At 70.7% G+C, this 17858-nt stretch carries 21 protein-coding genes; 20 read left to right on the plus strand and 1 reads right to left on the minus strand.

Annotated features, from left to right (window positions below):
* The first annotated feature begins 40 nt into the window (after positions 1 to 40).
* The 18 genes from proS to QF030_RS29620 all read left to right on the plus strand — a co-directional run bounded on the left by proS (position 41) and on the right by QF030_RS29620 (position 14884).
* Positions 41 to 1456: a proline--tRNA ligase gene (gene proS / locus QF030_RS29535; protein WP_307165612.1), complete on the plus strand. Its 1416-nt coding sequence runs from the start codon at positions 41 to 43 to the stop codon at positions 1454 to 1456.
* A 261-nt stretch (positions 1457 to 1717) separates the two neighbouring features.
* Positions 1718 to 2314: a hypothetical protein gene (locus tag QF030_RS29540; protein WP_028806665.1), complete on the plus strand. Its 597-nt coding sequence runs from the start codon at positions 1718 to 1720 to the stop codon at positions 2312 to 2314.
* Between the two features lie 285 nt (positions 2315 to 2599).
* Positions 2600 to 3028 carry a 30S ribosomal protein S16 gene (gene rpsP / locus QF030_RS29545; RefSeq protein WP_307165613.1) on the plus strand — a complete coding sequence of 143 codons (429 nt, stop codon included), beginning with the start codon at positions 2600 to 2602 and terminating at the stop codon, positions 3026 to 3028.
* A gap of 5 nt (positions 3029 to 3033) precedes the next feature.
* Positions 3034 to 3273, plus strand: a complete 240-nt coding sequence (locus QF030_RS29550) for an RNA-binding protein (RefSeq protein WP_005479813.1) — start codon at positions 3034 to 3036, stop codon at positions 3271 to 3273.
* Between the two features lie 105 nt (positions 3274 to 3378).
* The gene (rimM, locus tag QF030_RS29555) at positions 3379 to 3978 is read left to right on the plus strand and encodes a ribosome maturation factor RimM (protein ID WP_307165614.1); all 600 of its coding nucleotides are present in this window, start codon (positions 3379 to 3381) and stop codon (positions 3976 to 3978) included.
* A complete protein-coding gene (gene trmD / locus QF030_RS29560) occupies positions 3978 to 4811 on the plus strand; it encodes a tRNA (guanosine(37)-N1)-methyltransferase TrmD (protein WP_307165615.1) in 834 nt (277 codons plus the stop codon). Before rimM ends, trmD begins: the two co-directional genes overlap by 1 nt.
* A gap of 137 nt (positions 4812 to 4948) precedes the next feature.
* Positions 4949 to 5299, plus strand: coding sequence for a 50S ribosomal protein L19 (gene rplS / locus QF030_RS29565; protein WP_307165616.1), 351 nt, complete (start codon positions 4949 to 4951; stop codon positions 5297 to 5299).
* Positions 5300 to 5344: 45 nt separating this feature from the next.
* Positions 5345 to 6076, plus strand: a complete 732-nt coding sequence (lepB, locus tag QF030_RS29570) for a signal peptidase I (protein WP_307165617.1) — start codon at positions 5345 to 5347, stop codon at positions 6074 to 6076.
* Complete coding sequence (gene lepB, locus QF030_RS29575; RefSeq protein ID WP_307165618.1) at positions 6069 to 7166, plus strand: signal peptidase I; 1098 nt, start codon at positions 6069 to 6071, stop codon at positions 7164 to 7166. The genes lepB (QF030_RS29570) and lepB (QF030_RS29575) overlap by 8 nt, the downstream gene beginning before the upstream one ends.
* Positions 7054 to 8034 (plus strand): signal peptidase I, encoded by a 981-nt coding sequence (lepB, locus tag QF030_RS29580; RefSeq protein WP_307165619.1) that lies wholly within the window; start codon positions 7054 to 7056, stop codon positions 8032 to 8034. The genes lepB (QF030_RS29575) and lepB (QF030_RS29580) overlap by 113 nt, the downstream gene beginning before the upstream one ends.
* A gap of 130 nt (positions 8035 to 8164) precedes the next feature.
* Positions 8165 to 8941 carry a signal peptidase I gene (gene lepB, locus QF030_RS29585; RefSeq protein WP_307165620.1) on the plus strand — a complete coding sequence of 259 codons (777 nt, stop codon included), beginning with the start codon at positions 8165 to 8167 and terminating at the stop codon, positions 8939 to 8941.
* Positions 8931 to 9467 carry an NUDIX hydrolase gene (locus QF030_RS29590; protein ID WP_307165621.1) on the plus strand — a complete coding sequence of 179 codons (537 nt, stop codon included), beginning with the start codon at positions 8931 to 8933 and terminating at the stop codon, positions 9465 to 9467. Before lepB (QF030_RS29585) ends, QF030_RS29590 begins: the two co-directional genes overlap by 11 nt.
* A gap of 56 nt (positions 9468 to 9523) precedes the next feature.
* Complete coding sequence (locus QF030_RS29595; protein WP_005311352.1) at positions 9524 to 9832, plus strand: DUF2469 domain-containing protein; 309 nt, start codon at positions 9524 to 9526, stop codon at positions 9830 to 9832.
* Between the two features lie 87 nt (positions 9833 to 9919).
* Positions 9920 to 10327 (plus strand): YraN family protein, encoded by a 408-nt coding sequence (locus tag QF030_RS29600; protein ID WP_307165622.1) that lies wholly within the window; start codon positions 9920 to 9922, stop codon positions 10325 to 10327.
* A gap of 1 nt (position 10328) precedes the next feature.
* Positions 10329 to 11954 (plus strand): YifB family Mg chelatase-like AAA ATPase, encoded by a 1626-nt coding sequence (locus QF030_RS29605; RefSeq protein WP_307165623.1) that lies wholly within the window; start codon positions 10329 to 10331, stop codon positions 11952 to 11954.
* Complete coding sequence (gene dprA, locus QF030_RS29610) at positions 11951 to 13111, plus strand: DNA-processing protein DprA (protein WP_307165624.1); 1161 nt, start codon at positions 11951 to 11953, stop codon at positions 13109 to 13111. Before QF030_RS29605 ends, dprA begins: the two co-directional genes overlap by 4 nt.
* Before the next feature lie 264 nt (positions 13112 to 13375).
* The gene (whiG, locus tag QF030_RS29615; protein WP_307165625.1) at positions 13376 to 14218 is read left to right on the plus strand and encodes an RNA polymerase sigma factor WhiG; all 843 of its coding nucleotides are present in this window, start codon (positions 13376 to 13378) and stop codon (positions 14216 to 14218) included.
* Positions 14219 to 14326: 108 nt separating this feature from the next.
* Positions 14327 to 14884 carry a TetR/AcrR family transcriptional regulator gene (locus tag QF030_RS29620; protein ID WP_307167734.1) on the plus strand — a complete coding sequence of 186 codons (558 nt, stop codon included), beginning with the start codon at positions 14327 to 14329 and terminating at the stop codon, positions 14882 to 14884.
* A gap of 1 nt (position 14885) precedes the next feature.
* Here the strand turns inward: QF030_RS29620 and QF030_RS29625 are convergent, their stop codons facing one another.
* Positions 14886 to 15470: a M23 family metallopeptidase gene (locus tag QF030_RS29625; protein ID WP_307165626.1), complete on the minus strand. Its 585-nt coding sequence runs from the start codon at positions 15468 to 15470 to the stop codon at positions 14886 to 14888.
* A gap of 280 nt (positions 15471 to 15750) precedes the next feature.
* Between QF030_RS29625 and rpsB the strand changes: the two genes are divergently transcribed.
* Entirely contained in the window at positions 15751 to 16707 is a 957-nt protein-coding gene (rpsB, locus tag QF030_RS29630) for a 30S ribosomal protein S2 (RefSeq protein WP_307165627.1), read from the plus strand.
* A 157-nt stretch (positions 16708 to 16864) separates the two neighbouring features.
* On the plus strand, positions 16865 to 17701 hold the full coding sequence (gene tsf, locus QF030_RS29635) for a translation elongation factor Ts (RefSeq protein WP_307165628.1): 837 nt from the start codon (positions 16865 to 16867) through the stop codon (positions 17699 to 17701).
* Positions 17702 to 17858 lie beyond the last annotated feature (157 nt).

A 17858-nucleotide genomic window follows, 5' to 3' on the forward strand; every position in this document is an offset into this window, starting at 1 on the left:
GAATTCACATTCCGGCAACCCGGGGCCGTACCATCTCGCCATGGCCAAGGCTCCCGTTCTCACCCCGCAGGCGGACGACTTCCCCCGCTGGTACCAGGATCTGATCAGCAAGGCCGAACTGGCCGACAACGGACCGGTGCGCGGCAGCATGGTGATCCGACCGTACGGTTACGGACTGTGGGAGCGGATGCAGGCGGAGCTGGACGCCCGCATCAAGGAGACGGGCACCGAGAACGCGTACTTCCCGCTGCTGATCCCGCAGTCCTACCTCACTCGCGAGGCGGACCATGTCGAGGGATTCGCACCGGAGCTGGCCGTGGTGACGCACGGGGGCGGCAAGGAGCTGGAGGAGCCTGCGGTCGTCAGGCCCACCTCCGAGACCATCGTCAACGAGTACTTCTCCAAGTGGGTGCAGAGCTATCGCGACCTGCCCCTGCTGATCAACCAGTGGGCCAACGTGGTCCGTTGGGAGCTGCGGCCCCGCCTCTTCCTGCGGACGTCGGAGTTCCTCTGGCAGGAGGGGCACACCGCGCACGCCACCTACGAGGAGGCCCGCGACTTCGCCGCGCGCATCCAGCGCGAGGTCTACGGCGACTTCCTGGAGAACGTCCTCGCGGTCGACTTCGTCTCCGGCCGCAAGACGGCCAAGGAGCGCTTCGCGGGCGCCGTCAACACCCTCACCCTCGAGAGCATGATGGGCGACGGCAAGGCCCTCCAGATGGTCACCAGTCATGAGCTGGGCCAGAACTTCGCCAAGGCCTTCAACACCCGGTACCTGTCGAAGGAGGGCGCGCAGGAACTGGTCTGGCAGACCTCCTGGGGGTCCACGACCCGCATGATCGGCGCCCTGGTGATGATGCACGGCGACGACGACGGGCTGCGGGTGCCGCCGCGGCTGGCGCACATCCAGGTCGTCGTTCTCGCGATCAAGGGCGACGAGGCGGTTCTCGCCAAGGTCCGCGAGCTGGGCGCGCGCCTGAAGGCCGCGGGGCTGCGCGTCCGCGTCGACGACCGCACCGACGTCCCCTTCGGGCGGCGCGCGGTCGACTGGGAGCTCAAGGGCGTGCCCGTCCGTGTCGAGATCGGACCCCGTGACCTGGAGAACGGCACCGCGATGCTGGCCCGGCGCATCCCGGGAGGCAAGGAGCCGGTGGCGATCGACGCGCTCGAGAGTCTGCTGCCCGGCGTCCTGGAGGAGGACCAGGCGCTCTTGCTGAAGCAGTCCCGCGAGCGCCGTGAATCCCGCACGGCCGACGTCTCGACGATCGAGGAGGCCGCGGAGGCGGCCGCCGCCGGCGGCTGGGCGCGCGTGCCGTGGGCGGCCCTCGGCGAAGAGGGCGAGGCCCGACTGGCCGAGCAGTCGCTGACCGTACGGTGTCTGATCGCGGAGGACGGGTCGGTGCCGGACGACGGTGACGCCCCCGGTAACCTCGCCGTCGTCGCGCGCGCCTACTGAGACGGCGCCCTCCGCTCGCGAAGGCGGCCGAAACGCCTCTTGCGCCCCTGCGGAACTTCCCTACCCCGGCGCGCGGACCTCGTCTACGCGCCGGGTCGTACGTGGGCCTACGCACCAGCTTGGTAGGAGCTGTGAGGCTTCTCCGCAGATCAGCGCACCCGCCCTCGTCAGGACGCATCAGCGGCAACTGACGGGTACGTGCAAATTATTTGGGATGGCCCGGAATAGGAACACTGGGGCACCCCCGCTCGTTGTCATTACGTGAGCACGACACAGACACCACCTGTTCTCGCCGCAGAACTGGCAGAGGCGTGGGCCGACATTCAGCGGTACCACCCCGAACTGCCCGATCTCGCCGCGCCAGAGTCCCTGATCGGGGAGTCGTCGTCCGCCTGCGGTCACGAGCTCTCCTTCGAGCGACTGCTTCACGAGGCAGTCCATGGCATCGCCGCCGCCCGCGGCGTGCGCGACACCTCCCGGGCCGGCCGCTACCACAACCGCAGATTCCTCGCGATCGCCGAGGAGCTGGGCCTGGACCACCCCGAGGAACCGCACCCCAGCAGCGGCTTCTCCCTGGTCACGCTCAACCCCGAGGCCAAGCGGCGCTACCGCCCGACGATCGAGCGCCTCCAGCGGGCCCTCAAGGCCCATCTGGCGGCAACCTCGTCCGACACCACTCGTTCCTTCCGCGGTCCGGCGGCCCGGCACGGCTCCTCCGGCGGTGGCGTCCGGGTCAAGGCCGTGTGCGACTGCGGCCGCAACGTGCGCGTCGTGCCGTCGGTCCTGGCCCAGGCGCCGATCGTGTGCGGGGGCTGCGGCAAGCCGTTCCGGATCCCGGAGATCGCGGGCGCCGCCTAGGTACGTCCGTCGTGCACCGGCAACTCGTGGCTGCCGGTTCAGCGTGGTGCGGGGGGCCGTCAAGGGCGGCGCCCCGCAAGCGCCGGGCGTTTCTGCCGCATGCCCGGAAACCACCCGTGGCCGGAAGGGCCCCGTGCGGTGTGGCACAATGGCTAGCTGTACTCGACAGTCGCACAGGACCCCTCTCTCCTCCGGCTGACGCGTCCATCGGGCACTCGGGTACCGCAACCCCACGCGGCCATCTCGCCGTGCCCAACCACGTCAAGACCAGGAGACACCACTTCCGTGGCAGTCAAGATCAAGCTGAAGCGTCTGGGCAAGATCCGCGCGCCTCACTACCGCATCGTCGTCGCCGACTCCCGCACCCGTCGTGACGGCCGTGCGATCGAGGAGATCGGCAAGTACCAGCCGACGTACCACCCGTCGATCATCGAGGTCGACGCCGACCGCGTGGCGTACTGGCTGGGTGTCGGCGCGCAGCCGACCGAGCCGGTGCTCGCCATTCTGAAGAAGACCGGCGACTGGCAGAAGTTCAAGGGCGAGCCCGCCCCGGCGCCGCTGCTCGTCGCCGAGCCGAAGAAGGCTCGCCCGCTGTTCGAGGCCCTCGGTGGCGACGACTCGGGCAAGGGTGAGGCCATCACCCAGAAGAAGAAGGCTGAGAAGAAGGACGAGGCTGCCGCTGAGTCCTCTGCGTCTGAGCCGACCGAGGCCTGAGCAGCATGCTCGAAGAGGCGCTTGAGCACCTCGTGAAGGGCATCGTCGACAACCCCGACGATGTGCAGGTCGCCTCGCGCGACCTGCGTCGCGGACGTGTGCTCGAGGTCCGGGTCCACCCGGACGACCTCGGCAAGGTGATCGGCCGCAACGGCCGCACCGCACGCGCTCTGCGCACCGTCGTGGGCGCCATCGGCGGCCGTGGCGTCCGCGTCGACCTCGTCGACGTGGATCACGTCCGCTGACGCGTTTCGCAGCACCGGCTCGGGCCGGGGAAGGCCACTGGGCCGTCCCCGGCCCGTAGTCGTTACGGCAGCCGTGACGACAGGTACGACAGGAGATCTTCAGAAGTGCAGCTCGTAGTCGCGCGGATCGGCCGCGCCCACGGCATCAAGGGCGAGGTCACCGTCGAGGTACGCACCGACGAGCCGGAGCAGCGGCTCGCGCCCGGCGCCGTCCTGGCCACGGACCCGGCCTCGACCGGCCCGCTGACCATCGAGACCGGCCGTGTCCACAGCGGTCGTCTCCTCCTGCGCTTCGAGGGCGTGCGGGACCGCACCGCCGCCGAAGCCCTGCGCAACACCCTCCTGATCGCCGAGCTCGACCCCACGGAGCTGCCCGAGGAGGAGGACGAGTACTACGACCACCAGTTGATGGACCTGGACGTGGTCACCAAGGACGGCATGGAGGTCGGCCGGATCACGGAGATCTCGCATCTGCCGTCCCAGGACCTCTTCATCGTCGAGCGGCCCGACGGCAGCGAGGTGATGATCCCCTTCGTCGAGTCGATCGTCACCGAGATCGACCTGGAGGAGCAGCGGGCCGTCATCGACCCGCCGCCCGGTCTGATCGACGACCGCGCCGAGATCGCGTCCGCGCGGGACGCCGACGGGGACGAGGCCGACGAGAACGGCGAGGCCGACGAGAACGCGGACGGGGACCGGCCGTAATGCGCCTCGACGTCGTCACGATCTTCCCCGAGTACCTCGACCCGCTGAACGTCTCCCTCGTCGGCAAGGCACGCACGCGTGGCCGGCTGGACGTCCAGGTGCACGACCTGCGGGAGTGGACGTACGACCGGCACAACACGGTCGACGACACCCCCTACGGCGGCGGACCCGGCATGGTCATGAAGACCGAACCCTGGGGCGAAGCCCTCGACACCGTCCTGGCCGACGGGTACGAGCGGGGCTCGCACGCGCCCGCGATCGTCGTCCCGACGCCCAGCGGCCGGCCCTTCACCCAGGAACTCGCGGTCGAGCTCTCCGAGCGCCCCTGGCTGATCTTCACCCCGGCCCGCTACGAGGGCATCGACCGGCGGGTCGTCGACGAGTACGCCACCCGGATCCCCGTCTACGAGGTCTCCATCGGCGACTACGTCCTGGCCGGCGGGGAGGCCGCGGTCCTGGTCGTCACCGAGGCCGTGGCACGCCTGCTGCCCGGCGTGCTCGGCAACGCCGAGTCCCACCGCGACGACTCCTTCGCCCCCGGCGCGATGGCCAGCCTCCTGGAGGGCCCCGTCTACACCAAGCCGCCCGCCTGGCGCGGCCGGGAGATCCCCGAGGTGCTGCTCAGCGGCCACCACGGCAGGATCGCCCGCTGGCGCCGGGACGAGGCCCTGCGGCGCACGACGGCCAACCGGCCCGACCTGATCGAGCGCTGCGAGCCGAAGACCTTCGACAAGAAGGACCGCGAGATGCTCTCCATCCTGGGCTGGATGCCCGACCCGGAGGGTGCCCCGTTCGGCCGATTTTGGCGCAGGACCGACAGCGTGGAAGAATAGGCCGCTGTTGTGCGCCGTCCGGTGTGCGCCCCTGCCACAGGGGGACACGACGCCCGCCTCGACGGGCACACGGCACTCAATCCTTGAACATCTAGTTCCGTTGATGACCTGTGGCATCAGCGAAGAAAGCAGACGAAATGTCTCACCTGCTCGACTCAGTCGACGCCGCGTCGCTGCGCAGCGACGTCCCGGCCTTCCGCCCCGGTGACACCGTCAACGTCCACGTCCGCGTCATCGAGGGCAACCGCTCCCGTGTGCAGCAGTTCAAGGGCGTAGTCATCCGCCGCCAGGGCGCCGGTGTCCGCGAGACCTTCACGGTCCGCAAGGTCTCCTTCTCCGTCGGCGTCGAGCGCACCTTCCCGGTGCACACCCCGATCGTCGAGAAGATCGAGCTCGTCACCCGCGGTGACGTGCGTCGCGCCAAGCTCTACTACCTGCGTGAGCTGCGCGGCAAGGCCGCGAAGATCAAGGAGAAGCGCTACAACTGAGCACCCTGAGGGGTTCATGGGGCGGCCGGATAGCATCTGGCCCCGATGGACACCGAAGCTCAGCCCACGACGGAGCGCGACCGCTCCTCCCACCCTTCCGTTCCCGCGGACGTCTCCCAGGAGACCCCGGAGGCGGAGGGAACGGAGGGACGGTCGCGTTTCGCGTTGGCCGGGCGGATCACGGAGTGGCTGCCCGGCGGCCGGATCAGTCTGACCCTGCTCGTCTGCCTGCTGTTTTTGCTGGTCCTCAACGCTTTCGTGGCGCAACCGTTCCAGATTCCCAGCGGATCCATGGAAAACGGATTGAGGATCGGCGACCGCGTTCTCGTAAATAAGTTGGCGTACCGTTTCGGTGCCGAGCCGCAGCGCGGCGATGTCGTCGTGTTCGACGGCGCCGGGTACTTCGGGAACTCCGACTACATCAAGCGCGTCGTGGGTGTAGGGGGAGATCACGTGGTCTGCTGCGACAAGGAGGGGAGGATCAAGGTGAACGGCCGGTCGGTCGACGAGTCGACGTTCCTGTATCCCGGCGACCGTGCGTCCACGGTGGACTTCGACGTGGTCGTGCCCGAGGGCACCCTGTTCGTCCTCGGTGACCACCGCAGTCACTCCCGCGACTCCCGTGACCACCTCGGTTCACCGGGCGGCGGCATGATCCCCGTCGACCGGGTGATCGGCCGCGCCGACTGGATCCTCTGGCCCTCCGCGCATCTCACCCGGCTGTCCCGCCCGAGCGCCTACGCGCGCGTGCCCGGCGCGGAGGGCGCCCATGGGTAACCGCGGCAAGCCGCGCGCCATCCCCACCAGCGCCGCGGAGAACCTCCTGCCCACCGGCGCCCGGCGCACCTCCAGCTCGGCCTCCGGCCGCACACGCGCGGAACGGCGCAAGCTCCAGCGCAAGGTCAAGCGCAAGCGCAGGCGCTCGGCCGTCCGGGAGATACCGCTGCTGGTCGGTGTCGCCGTCCTGATAGCCCTGGTCCTGAAGACCTTCCTCGTGCAGGCCTTCGTGATCCCGTCCGGCTCCATGGAGCAGACGATCCGGATCGGCGACCGTGTGCTGGTCGACAAGTTCACCCCGTGGTTCGGCTCCAAGCCCGAGCGTGGGGACGTCGTCGTGTTCAAGGACCCCGGCGGCTGGCTCGACGACGAGCAGACCACCACCAAGAAGGCGGACCCGGTCGTCGTCAAGCAGATCAAGGAAGGGCTCACCTTCATCGGTCTGCTGCCGTCCGACGACGAGAAGGACCTCATCAAGCGCGTCGTCGGGGTGGGCGGCGACCGTGTCGTGTGCTGTGACACGCAGGGACGGGTCACCGTCAACGGCGTGCCCCTGGAGGAGGGGGCATATCTGTATCCCGGCAACGACCCCTCCAGCACGTCGTTCGACATCACCGTCCCCCAGGGGCGGCTGTGGGTGATGGGCGACCACCGGGCCAACTCCGCCGACTCCCGGGCCCACCAGAACACCGACTACGGCGGCACCGTCTCGGAGGACGAGGTGGTGGGGCGGGCCATGGTCATCGCCTGGCCGCTCGGGCACTGGGTCCGTCTCAAGGAACCGCAAACTTTCGCATCCGTCACCGGCTCGGCCGCCACGGCGACCGCGTCCGCCCAGCTGTCGCATAGGGTTGCCCCCGGCGATCCGAACGGATCGGTTCGACAACTCCCGAGCCCTGCGGAACTCCCGCTCGTTATGGGAGTGGTGGGCCTGCGTCGTACGTGGGGCAGGCAGCGGCACAGAGTGAGGAGTTGGCGTGGGGGATGTGGCGGTTGGCGCACGGTCCGGGCACGACGGCGAGGAGCACCGCGGTCATCCCGTGGAAGCCGCCGACCCGGCTTCCGACAGCGCCGTGACCTCCGGGAGTGACCCGGCGGCGGGCGGCGACGGCCCGCCGGCGGACGAGCCGCCCCGGACCGGTGGCGAAGGGTCCGGAGGCCCGGCCCCGAAGCCGAAGAAGCCCCGCTCCTTCTGGAAGGAGCTGCCGATCCTGATCGGTATCGCGCTCGTTCTCGCGCTGCTGATCAAGACGTTCCTGGTGCAGGCGTTCTCCATCCCGTCCGCCTCGATGGAGAACACCCTCAAGGAGGGCGACCGGGTCCTCGTCGACAAGCTGACCCCGTGGTTCGGCTCCGAGCCGGAGCGGGGCGAGGTCGTCGTCTTCCACGACCCCGACAACTGGCTGGCAGGCGAGGCCACCGCCGATCCGAACGCCTTCCAGACGGTCCTCAGCTGGATCGGCCTGATGCCGTCCGCCGAGGAGAAGGACCTGATCAAGCGGGTCATCGGCGTCGGCGGCGACACCGTCTCGTGCAAGGGCACGGGCCCGTTGACGGTCAACGGCAAGGCGCTGAACGAGTCGTACGTGTACCCCGGCAACACCCCGTGCAGTCAGGACGACCAGGGCGGGCAGTTCACCGTGAAGGTCCCCAAGGGCTTCATCTGGGTCATGGGCGACCACCGTCAGAACTCGCGCGACTCCCGTTACAACCAGTCGGACAAGAACCACGGCATGGTGCCCGTGAACCAGGTCGTCGGCCGTGCCGTCGTCAAGGCCTGGCCGATCACCCGTTGGGGCACCCTCCCGGTGCCGGACACGTTCGACCAGACCGGCCTGAACGCCGGGTCCGCGGGATCCGCGGCGCTGACGGTCGCCCCGCAGGGCCTCGCCGTCGCCGGGGTCGTCCCCGTCGTCCTGTGGCGTCGTCGGCGCACCGAGGACTCCGCGGCCCGCTGACCCTCCGGCTTCCGCGTCGGCCGCCCGTCGGCAAACCCTTTCCCAAGCTTGTGACCAAGGCCCGGGAAGACGGGGAAGACCGGGAAAGAGGGGCTGACCGGTTCGGTACCGCCGGGTAGGGTGCGGATCCATGGGTGGCGAGAGCACTACGCGTACGGCCCCGCACAGTGGCGGTGGCACCAGCAGTGGCCCGGTGGGCAGCCGGACCGGACAGCGTCTGTCCGGACTGGCCGTCGCACTGGGCCTCGTGCTGTTCCTCTGTGGATTCGGCTGGGGAGCCCTGCTCTATCTGCCGTACACGGTGCCCACCAGTTCCATGAGCCCGACGATCGCGGCCGGCGACCGTGTGCTGGCCCAGCGTGTCGACGGCGACGAGGTGCGCCGCGGGGACGTCGTCGTCTTCACCGACAAGACCTGGGCGAGCAACGCGCCCGTGGTCAAGCGGGTCGTGGCGGTCGGCGGCGACACGGTCTCGTGCTGCACCGAGGGCAAGCTGACCGTCAACGGCCAGCAGATCGAGGAACCGTATCTGCCCGCGGGCAGCCTGGCCGAGATCAAGAACTTCCCGACCGTGAAGGTCCCGGAGGGCCGGCTCTTCCTGCTCGGCGACGAGCGGGAGGGGTCGCTGGACTCCACAGCCCACCTCACGGACGCCGCCCAGGGGACGGTCGCGCGCAGCGCCGTCAAGGCTCGCGTCGACGCCGTCGTCTGGCCCATGAACGGCATGCTGGAGCGGCCCACGGGCTTCGAGGAGCTCGGCGCCCTCTCCGAGCCGGGCCCGCTGGGCACGATCGGCTGGATGATCGTCGCGGGCGGTGTGCTGGTCCTGGGTGGCGGTGCGTACGGCCCGATCGCCAAGCGGACGTCCGGTCGCCGGGCCCGGCCGGAGGCCGCCGGTGCCCGCTGAGACCACGGACGAGCCGAAGGGCGCGGGCCTCGATTCTTCCGAGGGCGGACTGCGCAGGGTCGCCCGGGTCGTCCTCCTCGACCCGCAGGACCGCATCCTGCTGCTGCACGGCCATGAACCGGACGACCCGGCCGACACCTGGTGGCTCACACCCGGCGGTGGCGTGGAGGGCGACGAGACCCGTGAGGAGGCCGCTCTGCGGGAACTCGTCGAGGAGACCGGCATCACCGAGGTCGAGCTCGGCCCGGTGCTGTGGCGGCGGACGTGCTCCTTTCCGTTCGCGGGCCGCCGCTGGAACCAGGAGGAGTGGTACTACCTGGCCCGTACGACACAGACGGCGACCCGTGCCACGGCCCTGACCGAGCTGGAGCGGCGCAGCGTCGTCGGAGCGCGTTGGTGGACCTGTCGGGAACTGACCCGGACACATGAGACGGTGTATCCGACCAGACTCGCCGAGCTGCTGCGCAGGCTGCTCGACGAAGGTCCTCCGGCCGGACCCGTAACCCTGGACACGGAAATCGTCTAGAGGCGCGCGGGACTGGCGCACAATGGGGAGATCGCACGGCTGAAGGGGAACATGCCATGAGCGCCGAGGACCTCGAGAAGTACGAGACCGAGATGGAGCTGAAGCTCTACCGGGAGTACCGCGATGTCGTCGGTCTGTTCAAATACGTGATCGAGACCGAGCGGCGTTTCTACCTCACCAACGACTACGAGATGCAGGTGCACTCGGTCCAGGGCGAGGTGTTCTTCGAAGTCTCCATGGCGGATGCCTGGGTGTGGGACATGTACCGGCCGGCCCGGTTCGTGAAGCAGGTGCGGGTGCTCACGTTCAAGGACGTGAACATCGAGGAGCTCAACAAGAGCGACCTGGAACTCCCGGGAAGCTGAGTTCCGCAGGGACGCGCTCGGACGGGTGACGGGGTTTTCCACAGCCCCGGGGTTGTCCACCAAGATCCTTCTCGTGGTGGCGGATGAGTGAGCGTGGGTGCCGGAGGTGGTGCCCACGTGAACACGAACACGGATCTGGCCCGAGGCGCACTCGGCCGGTACGGCGAGGAACTGGCCGCACGGCGGCTGGTCGAGGCCGGCATGACGGTCCTGGAGCGCAACTGGCGCTGCGGCAGGACCGGTGAGATCGACATCGTCGCCAGGGACGGCGACGTCCTGGTCGTCTGCGAGGTGAAGACCCGCAGCGGCGGCGGATTCCAGCACCCGATGGCCTCGGTGACGCCCGAGAAGGCCGAGCGCCTGCGCGACCTGGCCGAGCGGTGGATCCAGGCGCACGGAGGAGCCCCGCCGGGCGGTGTCCGCATCGACCTGGTCGGTGTCGTCCTGCCCCGCCGCGGGGCGGCCGTCGTCGAGCACGCGCGGGGGGTGGCCTGAGATGGGCTTCGCGCGTACGTGCTCGGTGGCGCTGGTGGGCGTCGAAGGAGTCGTCGTCGAGGTGCAGGCCGACCTCGAACCGGGAGTGGCGGCGTTCACGCTCGTGGGGCTGCCCGACAAGAGCCTGACCGAGAGCCGGGACCGGGTCCGGGCGGCGGTGGTGAACTCGGGCGGCGAATGGCCCCAGCGGAAGCTGACCGTCGGGCTCAGCCCGGCATCGGTGCCCAAGGGCGGCAGCGGCTTCGACCTCGCCATCGCCAGCGCGGTGCTCGGCGCCGCCGAACGGATCGACCCGCGGGTGCTCGCCGACATCGTCATGATCGGGGAGCTGGGCCTGGACGGACGGGTGCGCCCGGTCCGGGGCATCCTGCCCGCCGTGCTGGCTGCGGCCGACGCCGGGTACGAGCAGGTGGTCGTGCCCGAGTGCGCCGCCGCCGAGGCGGCACTGGTCCCCGGCGTGTCCGTGCTCGGGGTGCGCAGCCTGCGGCAGCTGATCGCCGTCCTCGCCGACGAGCCGGTCCCCGACGAGGAGCCGGACGAGGCGGGCCGCCCGGATCCGCTGCTGGCCGGACTGCGGATGCCCGGCGCGGGAGCGGCCACCGGGATGCACAGCACGGGCGCCGCCCACCACGACCAGGAGCACGACCTCGCGGACGTGATCGGACAGAGCTCCGCGCGCACCGCGGTGGAGGTTGCCGCGGCCGGCGGACATCATCTCTTCCTGGAAGGACCGCCCGGTACCGGCAAGACCATGCTCGCGGAGCGCCTGCCCGCCGTACTGCCCAGGCTGGGCCGGCAGGAGTCGCTGGAGGTCACCGCGGTCCACTCGGTGGCCGGGCTGCTGCCGCCGGGCAAGCCCCTCATCGACGTGGCCCCCTACTGCGCCCCGCACCACTCGGCCACCATGCAGTCGCTGGTCGGGGGCGGGGCCGGGTTCGCCCGCCCCGGCGCCGTCTCGCTGGCCCATCGGGGGGTGCTCTTCCTCGACGAGACCCCCGAGTTCGGCAGCCACGCCCTCGACGCCCTGCGGCAGCCGCTGGAGTCGGGCCACGTGGTGATCGCGCGCAGTGCGGGCGTCGTGCGGTTCCCGGCACGGTTCCTGATGGTCCTCGCGGCGAACCCCTGCCCGTGCGGGCGGTTCTCGCAGCGGGACACCCTGTGCGAGTGCCCGCCCTCCGCGATCCGCCGCTATCAGGCGCGGCTCTCCGGACCGCTGCTCGACCGGGTCGACCTGCGGGTCGAGGTCGATCCGGTCAGCCGCGCCCAGCTCGCGCACCGCGGTCCCGGCGGGGAGTCCACGGCGGTCGTCGCCGACCGGGTCAAGGCCGCCCGGGAACGCGCGGCGGCCCGGCTGGCGGGCACCCCGTGGCGGACCAACAGCGAGGTGCCGGGGCGGGAGCTGCGCAACCGCTGGCATGCCGCGACCGGCGCCATGGACGAGGCGGAGCGCAGCCTGGAGCGGGGGGTGCTGACCGCCCGGGGGCTCGACCGGGTCCTGCGTGTCGCCTGGACCGTCGCCGACCTGGTCGGCCACGACCGGCCCGGCGCGATGGACGTGAACCTGGCCCTCCAACTGCGCACAGGAGTGCCGCGCGGTGTGCCGATGGCCCTCGGGGCCCTGACGTGAACAGCGACGGCGACCCGGCCGGGGACCGGCTCGCCCGGGTCTTCCTCGGGCGGGTCCTCGAGCCCGGCGACGAGGTGGGCGGGCAGTGGGTGCGCGAGCGGGGAGTGCCGGAGGTGGTGCGTCGGCTGCGGGACGACGGGGAGCCGTTGCCGGGGGTGACCGCCCGCCGCTGGGCCGGCCTGCGGGCGCGGGCCGGGCAGGCCGAGCCGGAGCGCGATCTGGCCCTCGCGCAGGAGGCGGGGGTGCGGTTCGTGTGCCCGGGAGACGCCGAGTGGCCGGGGACGCTGGACGAGCTCGGGGACGCCCGGCCAATCGGCCTCTGGGTGCGCGGGCGGCCCAGTCTGCGGATGTGGGCGCTGCGGTCGGTCGCCGTCGTCGGTGCCCGCGCCTGCACCGAGTACGGCGCCCACATGGCGGCCACCCTCTCCGCCGACCTCGCCGAACAGGGCTGGGTGGTGGTGTCGGGCGGGGCCTACGGGGTGGACGGAGCCGCCCACCGGGGCGCGCTCGGCGCGGGCGGCGCCACGGTCGCCGTCCTCGCCTGCGGGGTCGATCAGCCCTACCCGCGCGGTCACACGGCACTGATCAACCGGATCGCCGAACAGGGGCTGGTGATCGGCGAGTTGCCGCCCGGCGACCATCCGACCCCGAGCAGGTTCATCCTGCGCAACCGGGTGATCGCCGCGCTCACCCGGGGCACGGTCGTCGTCGAGGCCGCCTACCGCAGCGGCTCGCTGGTCACCGCCCGGGCGGCCCAGCGGCTGGGTCGGCACACGATGGGGGTGCCGGGTCCGGCCACGAGCGGTCTCTCCGCCGGTGTGCACGAACTGCTGCGGGGCGAGGCCGTCCTGGTCACCGATGCCGCGGAGGTCGTCGAACTGGTCGGTGACATGGGTGAGCTGGCCCCCGACCGGCGCGGCCCCGCGCTGCCGCGCGATCTGCTGGAGCCGGCTGCCCGGCGGGTCCTGGCCGCGCTGCCCGCCCGCAGACCCGCGGCGGTCGACGAGATCGCCCGGGAGGCGCGGACCACACCGGACGACGCGATCGCGAGACTGTACGAACTCATGGCGCTCGGCTACGTCGAACGACACGGCGACGGCTGGAAGTTGACACGCCAGGCGGTGGTCTCCGTTCGAGCGGGTGGACGTCCGTGTTGACCGGGAGGGTTCGGCCGTCCGGGGGAACGCCGAAAGCCTTGGGGATACCGGCAGTTGACCCACCGCCGGGGCCGACCGCCGTGACCGGCGTGACCCTGGAGTGCGCCCAGCGGAACGTATCTGCGTACCGGTTCGGGCACGCCCTTCGCGCACCGCGACACTTCAGTCACGCTACGCTCACGAGGATTCCGGCACAGACCGGCACCTCTGCACCACGCGGTACCCACCTCACGCACTTCACGGCAGAACGGCACAAGGCGACGAATGCCCCAGCACACCTCCGGGTCCGACCGGGCGGCGATCACCCCAGCCGCCCGTGACGGTGGCAGCGTGCGGCCGCCCGCTCCCTCGACACTCGACGAGCTGTGGCGGTCGTACAAGGCGACGGGGGACGAACGGCTGCGGGAGCAGCTGATCCTGCACTACTCACCGCTGGTGAAGTACGTGGCGGGCCGGGTGAGCGTCGGTCTGCCGCCCAATGTCGAGCAGGCCGACTTCGTCTCCTCCGGGGTCTTCGGGCTGATCGACGCGATCGAGAAGTTCGACATCGGACGGGAGATCAAGTTCGAGACCTACGCGATCACCCGGATCCGGGGCGCGATGATCGACGAGCTCCGGGCGCTGGACTGGATCCCGCGGTCGGTGCGGCAGAAGGCGCGCAACGTCGAGCGGGCCTACGCGACCCTGGAGGCGAGGCTGCGGCGGACTCCGTCGGAGTGCGAGGTGGCCGCCGAACTCGGCATCGCGGTGGACGAACTGCACGCCGTGTTCAGTCAGTTGTCGCTGGCCAACGTGGTGGCGCTGGAGGAGCTGCTGCACGTCGGGGGTGAGGACGGGGACGGCCTCAGCTTCATGGACACACTGGAGGACACCGCCGCGGACAACCCCGTGGAGGTGGCCGAGGACCGGGAGCTCAGGCGGTTCCTCGCCCGCGCGATCAACACCCTGCCCGACCGGGAGAAGACGGTCGTCACGCTCTACTACTACGAGGGTCTGACGCTCGCCGAGATCGGGAACGTGCTGGGAGTGACCGAGAGCAGGGTCAGCCAGATCCACACCAAGTCCGTCCTCCAGCTGCGCGCGAAACTGGCGAGCTTCGGCCGCTGAACCGCGCGGACCGGCCCGGCCCGCCGACCGAAGCGCGACCGGGATCACTCCCGCCGGGGACCCGGCCTCCGTAGAGTGGTCGACGTGCCAAGGATTCGAGCGGCCTCCGTGGCCGAGCACCGGTCGATGCAGCGTGCCGCCCTGCTGGACGCGGCACGTTCCCTGTTGTCCGAGGGCGGGACGGAGGCGCTGACCTTCCCTGCCCTCGCCGAGCGCACGGGCCTCGCGCGCTCTTCCGTGTACGAGTACTTCCGGTCCCGGGCCGCCGTGGTCGAGGAGCTGTGCGAGGTCGACTTCCCCTTGTGGGCGGCGGAGGTCGAGGCGGGCATGGCCGCCGCCGAGGGGGCCGAGGCCAAGGTCGAGGCGTATGTGCGCCGGCAGCTCGCCCTGGTGGGGGACCGGCGGCACCGGGCCGTCGTGGCCATCTCGGCGAGCGAGCTGGACGCGGGGGCCCGGGAGAAGATCCGGGCGGCGCACGGCGGGCTCGTGGCCATGATCGGAGCGGCGCTGGCGGAGCTGGGGCACGCGGAGCCCCGGCTGGCGGCGATGCTGCTGCAGGGAGTGGTGGACGCGGCGGTGCGGCGCATCGAGCTGGGAGCCGCGGAGGATCCCTCGGCGATCACGGACGCCGCGGTGGGCATGGTGCTGCGGGGCGTCCGCGGCTGAGTCACGGCAGCGGTACGCCGAGCACCGGCAGCAGCCGTGACGGGCCGCTCCGCCGCAGCCACGGGGGCAGCAGCGACAGTGGGTCCAGATAGGTACGGCCCCTCAGCAGCCCCCAGTGCAGACACGTGCGTGCGCAGTGCGAGCCCGTCGGCTCCAGCGTGCCGACCACCTGGCCCGGCGCCACCTCGTCGCCCTTGCGCAGCGACGCCCGTACCGGCTCGTAGGTGGTCCGCAGGGGCGGCAGGCCGGTCGCCGACAGCTCCACCGACACGACGCCCCGGCCCGCCACCAGGCCCGCGAAGGACACCCGTCCGGCCGCCACCGCCCGTACCGGAGTGTCCGGCGGTGCCGCGAGGTCGACGCCTCGGTGGCCGCGCGCGTACGGGCCCGCCGGGGGTTCCCAGCCGCGTACCACCGCCGGACGGGTTCCCACCGGCCAGACCCGGCCGACCGCCGGGACGGGCGGCTCGGGAAAGGCCCGGGCTCCCGGCGCGACCTGGGGGTCCGCCCACGCCACCGTCACCACCGTCATGATCGACAGGACCGGCAGGACCGGCAGCAGGGCCGTGAATCGCTGTGCGTACATGGCGACACCGTGCCGCCTGCCCGAGACCGGGGTCGGGACCTGTGGACCACCCGACGGTTGTGGACAGCGGCGTCACCCGGTGCCCCGCCGGTCCCGTACACTTCTTCTGGCGATCCGGGTCACCGGGTCGACTTCGCACGCCCCGGTATCAGGGGCCGGCCACGGTCGGTTCTCCGGTATCTGCGCCCCTCGGTCCTTCGTGGCTCGGCGCACAGCGGGCGTCAGGCGCGGGAGCCGTCCGGTTCCCGCGGCACAACCGAGAAACCCAAGGAGAACGGCCATGGCCGTCGTCACGATGCGGGAGCTGCTGGAAAGCGGCGTCCACTTCGGTCACCAGACCCGTCGCTGGAACCCGAAGATGAAGCGCTTCATCTTCACCGAGCGCAACGGCATCTACATCATCGACCTGCTCCAGTCGCTGTCGTACATCGACCGCGCCTACGAGTTCGTCAAGGAGACCGTCGCCCACGGCGGCACGGTCATGTTCGTCGGCACGAAGAAGCAGGCGCAGGAGGCCATCGCCGAGCAGGCCACCCGCGTCGGCATGCCCTACGTCAACCAGCGCTGGCTGGGCGGCATGCTCACCAACTTCTCGACCGTCTACAAGCGCCTTCAGCGCCTCAAGGAGCTCGAGCTCATCGACTTCGAGGACGTCGCCGCCTCGGGTCTGACGAAGAAGGAGCTCCTGGTCCTCTCGCGCGAGAAGGCCAAGCTCGAGAAGACCCTCGGTGGTATCCGCGAGATGTCCAAGGTGCCCAGCGCCGTCTGGATCGTGGACACCAAGAAGGAGCACATCGCGGTCGGTGAGGCCCGGAAGCTCAACATCCCGGTCGTCGCCATCCTCGACACCAACTGCGACCCCGACGAGGTCGACTACAAGATCCCGGGCAACGACGACGCGATCCGCTCCGTCACCCTGCTCACCCGCGTGATCGCCGACGCCGTCGCCGAGGGCCTCATCTCCCGTTCCGGCGTCGCCACCGGCGACAAGGGCGACAAGGCCGCCGGCGAGCCGCTGGCCGCGTGGGAGCGCGACCTGCTCGAGGGCGAGAAGAAGGCCGACGGCGAAGAGGCTGCCGAGAAGCCGGCCGAGGCCGCTGCCGAGGCTGAGGCCCCGGCCGCCGAGGCCGAGGCTCCCGCCGCCGAGGCTGAGGCTCCCGCCGCCGCTGCTGAGGCCCCCGCTGCTGAGGCTCCCGCCGCCGAGGCCGCTCCGGCCGCCGAGGGCGAGCAGGCCTGAGTCAGGCCGTAGGCCGTACGGACGCCAGGTCGTCCGTACGGTCCCAGGGATGAAGTTGACGGCGGGAGGTGCCCAGCGCACCGCCCGCCGTTCACCCACAGCCCCCAGATCTTCGTAGATCTTCGAGACTTCGAACTCCGAGAGAGATTCACAGATCATGGCGAACTACACCGCCGCTGACGTCAAGAAGCTCCGTGAGCTCACCGGCGCCGGCATGATGGACTGCAAGAAGGCGCTGGACGAGGCCGAGGGCAGCGTCGACAAGGCCGTCGAGGCGCTCCGGATCAAGGGCCAGAAGGGCGTCGCCAAGCGTGAGGGCCGCTCCGCCGAGAACGGCGCCGTGGTCTCGATCATCGCCGACGACAACTCCTCCGGCGTCCTCGTCGAGCTGAAGTGCGAGACGGACTTCGTCGCCAAGGGCGACAAGTTCCAGGCCGTCGCCAACGCGATCGCCGAGCACGTCGCCAAGACCTCCCCGGCCGACCTCGAGGCGCTGCTCGCGTCCGAGATCGAGGCCGGCAAGACCGTCCAGGCGTTCGTGGACGAGGCCAACGCCAACCTCGGCGAGAAGATCGTGCTGGACCGCTTCGCGCAGTTCGCCGGCGGCTTCGTGACCGCGTACATGCACCGCACGATGCCCGACCTGCCCCCGCAGATCGGTGTCCTCGTCGAGCTGGACAAGCCGAACGCCGAGGTCGCCAAGGGCATCGCCCAGCACATCGCCGCCTTCGCGCCGAAGTACCTCTCCAAGGAGGACGTGCCGGCCGAGGTCGTCGAGTCCGAGCGCCGCGTCGCCGAGGAGACCACCCGCGCCGAGGGCAAGCCCGAGGCCGCCCTGCCGAAGATCGTCGAGGGTCGCCTCAACGGCTTCTTCAAGGACGCCACGCTGCTCGGCCAGCCGTACGCGCTGGACAACAAGAAGTCCGTCCAGAAGATCCTGGACGAGGCCGGTGTCACCCTGAAGCGCTTCACGCGCATCAAGGTCGGCATCTGAGTCCGTGCCGCGATCGACGCGCCGGCCCGATAGGGTCGGAGGCAGTCGTCCGGTACGCCGTCACGCGCGTGCGTGACGGACGACAGCAGATCTGACGAGGAGGCCATTGCCGCGCACGGGTTGCGAACACCCCACCGGCAATGGCCTTCTTCGCATG

The sequence above is a fragment of the Streptomyces rishiriensis genome (genome assembly GCF_030815485.1).
Taxonomy (GTDB): Bacteria; Actinomycetota; Actinomycetes; order Streptomycetales; family Streptomycetaceae; genus Streptomyces; species Streptomyces rishiriensis_A.